The following is a 3,975-nucleotide window of genomic DNA, read 5'->3' on the forward strand; positions in this document are numbered from 1 at the left end:
CGGCTTTAAAGCCAGCCTTGATGAGCTTGAGCAAAAGCTCGATCGCGTAGGCGGTTCTGGGGGAGTTGAGCAAAAGAGCTTTGGCGAGCAGTTCACCGAAAGCGATGCATTCAAGGCCTTTGGCCAGGATGGCTTTGGCCGCAACTCCAAGGCACGTATGGAGCTGAAAGCCTCGCTGACCTTGGCCACAACGGACACGGATGGCGCGGTTGGCGTCGGGGCCAGTGTGACGCGGCTGCCGGGTATTCAGGCGCTGCCACAGCGGCGCATGACGGTGCGGGATTTGCTGTCGCCGGGGCGCATGGATGGCAATACGCTGGAATATGTGCAGGAAACCGGGTTCAACAATAACGCGGCTCCGGTGCCGGGGGGCGGTAGGAAACCCGCCTCGGACATCAAACTGGCGGAGAAATCCACCAGCGCCAAGGTGATCGCGCATCACATGAAGGTGTCGCGTCAGGCGCTGTCTGATGTGTCTCAGCTGCGCTCGATGATTGATCAGCGGCTGCTGTTTGGTCTGGACTTCAAGGAAGAAAATCAGCTGCTGAATGGCGATGGCACCGGGCAAAACCTGCATGGGCTGATCCCCAATGCGACGGCCTACAATCCGGCCTTTGCCCCTGACAGCGAGACGGTGATCGACAAGATGCGGCTGGCGATGCTGCAGGCGGTTTGGCCGAGTATCCGGCAACGGGCCATATCCTGCACCCGATCGACTGGGCACGGGTTGAGCTGACCAAGGATTCGACAGGCGACTATATCATTGGGGATCCGCAGGGCAGCGCGCAGCCAATGCTTTGGCGTCTGCAGGTGGTTCAGACGCAGGCCATCACGGTGGACAAGTTCCTGACCGGTGCCTTCAAGATGGGTGCGCAGGTGTTCGATCGTTGGCAGGCCTCAATTGAGACCGGCTATGAAAACGATGACTTCACCAAAAACATGGTGACGATCCTGGCGGAGGAACGTCTGGCGATGGCGATCTATCGCCCGGAGGCCTTCATTTACGGCGATCTCGGCTTCGCGGCCTGATCCATCTGAAAGCAATTACGCAAGCGAGGGAGGGCGGCTCAAGCGTCCTCCCTTTTTGTTCAGGCAATCTTGCCCAGAGAGAGAAACTCCCATGGATTATAAAGTGATCCGTCCGCACCAGGGCGACAAATGGTATGATCAGGGCGCGCCGCGTGAAGCTGAAGCGCGCGACGTGGCGCATTTGGTTGCGGCGGGGGTGGTGGGGCCTGCTGATGCGGTGCAGAAAGAGGACGCGCCCTCAGAGAACAAGGCTGCGGCACCTGCTGAAACCGGCTCTCAGACCGCGATCAAAACTGCTGCCGCCTCTGGCGTTCAGGTTAAAGTTGCCGCCTCCGGCGTTCAGACCAAAGCTGCAGACTGATGGGCGGGCAGGCGATGTGGCTGGAGCGGCTTTCTGGCGGGGGGATGCCACTGATCACCCTGGCGGATGCAAAGGATAAGCTGCGGATCATATCGCCTGACGGTGAAGATCCAGAGCTGGACGGCGAAATTACCCGCGCGATTGCTTAGGCCTCTGCGGGTCTTGATGTGGATGAAGACGGCTTTGGCGGCTTGGGCTTTCCGCTGGTGTCTCAGCGCTGGCAGCGACGGGGGGCAGGATTCACGGACCGATTGCTGCGCCTGCCCTTTGCCCGGATCCAGTCAGTTGACGCCATCCGATACCTGGCGCCGGAGGGTGCCGAGGTCACTGTTGCCGCTGAAACCTATGTCCTGGTTGGTCGGGGGCGCATGCGCCAGGTGGTTCTGTTGTCGGGTAGATCCTGGCCTGCGGTCGCGGCGCGGCCTGATGCGGTCTCGCTGGAGTTTACGGCCGGGTTTGCCTCGGTTGACGCCGTGCCGGAGGATCTGAAGGCAGCAGCGCGCGAGCTGGTGAAATTCTATTATGATCACCCGCTTGCGGATGCGGCGATTGGGATCCCCGAACAGGTGCAGCGCGGTGTCGATCGGCTGACCCTTCGGTATCGGGCCTTTGCGCTATGAAGCGCGAGCAGTTGCCAGGGCTCGATCGCAAAATCACATTCCTGGTGGCCACTGAGGAAAAGGACGCGGATTCCGGGGAGGCGGTGGTGACCGGTTGGGGGGCAGCGGCATCTGCCTGGGCCAGCTTTACGCCGGTTTCTGATGGCGAGCGCCTGCGGGCGGCGGCTGTTGAGCAAATGGCAGAGGCGCGATTTGTGACGCGCTGGACAAGGGCGCTGGCTGAGATCGATGGTGGCAGTCGATTGCGCTTTGACGGGGCGGATTGGCAGATCACTGGCGTGAAAGAAGTTGGCCGGCGGCGCGGGCTGGAGTTCTCAGCCTGGAAGATCAGAAAGCCGGTGGCTTGATATGTCTGTGAAACTCAAGATCGAGGGGGCGGGCGATATAGAGCGCGCCCTGGCGGACTTCGCGCGCGGCACAGCCAAGGGCGTAGGGCGGCGGGCGATGAAGAAAACGCTGCAGCCGGTGGCGCAACTGGCTGAAGGTATGTCAGGCGGCAAATTCAAAGTGGCCGTGACCAGCAAGCTAAGCCAGCGGCAGGCGAGGGGTGCGCGCCGCGATCGGGGCCGCAGCAAGCTGGTGATGTATGTCGGGCCGGTGCAGGAAGATGGCAGTCATTCGCCGCATGCTCATCTTTTTGAATTCGGCACAGCACCACGTTTCCACGCCAAAAGCGGCAAGGCGGTGGGGGCAATGCCCGCGCAGCCTTTCCTGCGGCCTGCCTGGGATGCCAGCACGGAATTGATGCTGGCGACCCTGCGGCGCGAGACCTGGAAAGAGATTGAAAAAACTGTTGAGCGCGCAAAGCGCAAGGCTGCGAGGGCAGGAAAATGAGCATGGAAAGCGAGCTGCGCATATTGCTGGAAGGCCTCGGCCATCCCGTTGTCTGGGGCAGCTTCAAAAAGGACGTTGGCTTTCCTCGGATCAGCCTGCAGCGGATTAGCAACGGCACGGGCTACACCCTGAAAGGGCGCTCCCAGAACGAGACCGCACGGGTGCAGGTCAATCTTTATGCAGAGACTTCTGGCGCGCTGATCCGGCTTGCGCCGCATGTCTCGCGCTTGATGACAGATTATCGCGGCGGGTCGGTGATCCGCTGCAAAGAACAATCGCGCCGGGACGGATCATCCGAGACCGGTGGCGATGTGATCCCGCTGCAAATGCTGGATTTTACGGTTCGCTACCGCGCGCGATAGGTCCTGTGCGGTATCGCGCCTGACCTCTGGCCGGGAAACCGGCAATTTCAAAACAACTGAAAAGGAAAGTCTGATGCCCGGAATGAAAATCGGTGTCGATGAAATTACGCTGGAGTATTCTCTGGACGAAGGCACAACTTGGAACGAGGTTCTTGAGGCCAAGAATGTCGTTATCCCAGAAGATGAAGCGGAATGGCGCGAGCGCACCACCTTGAATGTCACGGACCGGCGCAAGCGCTACGGGCGCGGCATGATCGATGCCACAGACAGCTCGATCAATTGCCTCTATACGACTGAGGCTTTTGTGGCGGCAAAGGCAATGGAAGCCCTGCCGGATGAAAAGCCGGTCCTGTTCCGCGCCACGTTCCCGATCAATGCTGAAACTCAGACTTCGGGGGATGCGTTTGAATACGGCGCGATCGTGCAGGTGTCGAATGGCGGCGAGCAGGATGTGGATGGCGATTTTGTCTTTGCCCTGAAACTGAAGTCCAGCGGCGCTGTGACCTTCACTGCCGGGACGGCTATCGTATGATCAGTTCAGCAACCATGAAGGTGGGCAAGAAAACCCTCAAACTGAAACTGTCCACGCGCGCTCTGGTGCGCCTGGAGGCGGAGCAGGGCGGCAAGCCTTTTAACGAAGTGCTTGAGACGATTTTGGGCGGGTCAGGTGGCGTCACATTGATGGCCTCTGTCATGGCGGCGGGCCTGGACGATGGCAAAGGCCTTGAGCTTGATGAGGCCTATGAGCCTGATCGATGCGGCGGGCGGC

At 60.3% G+C, this 3,975-nt stretch carries 7 protein-coding genes and 1 pseudogene; all 8 read left to right on the plus strand.

Annotated elements, in window-relative coordinates; translation table 11 throughout:
- Nucleotides 1-1,029 (plus strand): annotated as a pseudogene (locus B4968_RS22575) (phage major capsid protein); the annotation flags it as partial.
- Between the two features lie 91 nt (nucleotides 1,030-1,120).
- Nucleotides 1,121-1,390 (plus strand): hypothetical protein, encoded by a 270-nt coding sequence (locus tag B4968_RS22580; protein ID WP_083101422.1) that lies wholly within the window; start codon nucleotides 1,121-1,123, stop codon nucleotides 1,388-1,390.
- A gap of 167 nt (nucleotides 1,391-1,557) precedes the next feature.
- On the plus strand, nucleotides 1,558-2,010 hold the full coding sequence (locus B4968_RS22585; protein WP_083101423.1) for a head-tail connector protein: 453 nt from the start codon (nucleotides 1,558-1,560) through the stop codon (nucleotides 2,008-2,010).
- On the plus strand, nucleotides 2,007-2,357 hold the full coding sequence (locus B4968_RS22590; RefSeq protein ID WP_083101424.1) for a phage head closure protein: 351 nt from the start codon (nucleotides 2,007-2,009) through the stop codon (nucleotides 2,355-2,357). The genes B4968_RS22585 and B4968_RS22590 overlap by 4 nt, the downstream gene beginning before the upstream one ends.
- Before the next feature lies 1 nt (nucleotide 2,358).
- On the plus strand, nucleotides 2,359-2,844 hold the full coding sequence (locus B4968_RS22595) for a hypothetical protein (RefSeq protein WP_083101425.1): 486 nt from the start codon (nucleotides 2,359-2,361) through the stop codon (nucleotides 2,842-2,844).
- A gap of 2 nt (nucleotides 2,845-2,846) precedes the next feature.
- Nucleotides 2,847-3,206: a hypothetical protein gene (locus B4968_RS22600; protein ID WP_083101426.1), complete on the plus strand. Its 360-nt coding sequence runs from the start codon at nucleotides 2,847-2,849 to the stop codon at nucleotides 3,204-3,206.
- A 73-nt stretch (nucleotides 3,207-3,279) separates the two neighbouring features.
- The gene (locus tag B4968_RS22605) at nucleotides 3,280-3,738 is read left to right on the plus strand and encodes a hypothetical protein (protein ID WP_139792997.1); all 459 of its coding nucleotides are present in this window, start codon (nucleotides 3,280-3,282) and stop codon (nucleotides 3,736-3,738) included.
- The coding region (locus B4968_RS22610; RefSeq protein ID WP_139792998.1) for a hypothetical protein at nucleotides 3,735-3,975 on the plus strand (241 nt) is incomplete at its 3' end. The genes B4968_RS22605 and B4968_RS22610, both read left to right, overlap by 4 nt.

It is taken from the genome of Pseudophaeobacter leonis (genome assembly GCF_002087335.1).
Classification (GTDB): domain Bacteria; phylum Pseudomonadota; class Alphaproteobacteria; order Rhodobacterales; family Rhodobacteraceae; genus Pseudophaeobacter; species Pseudophaeobacter leonis.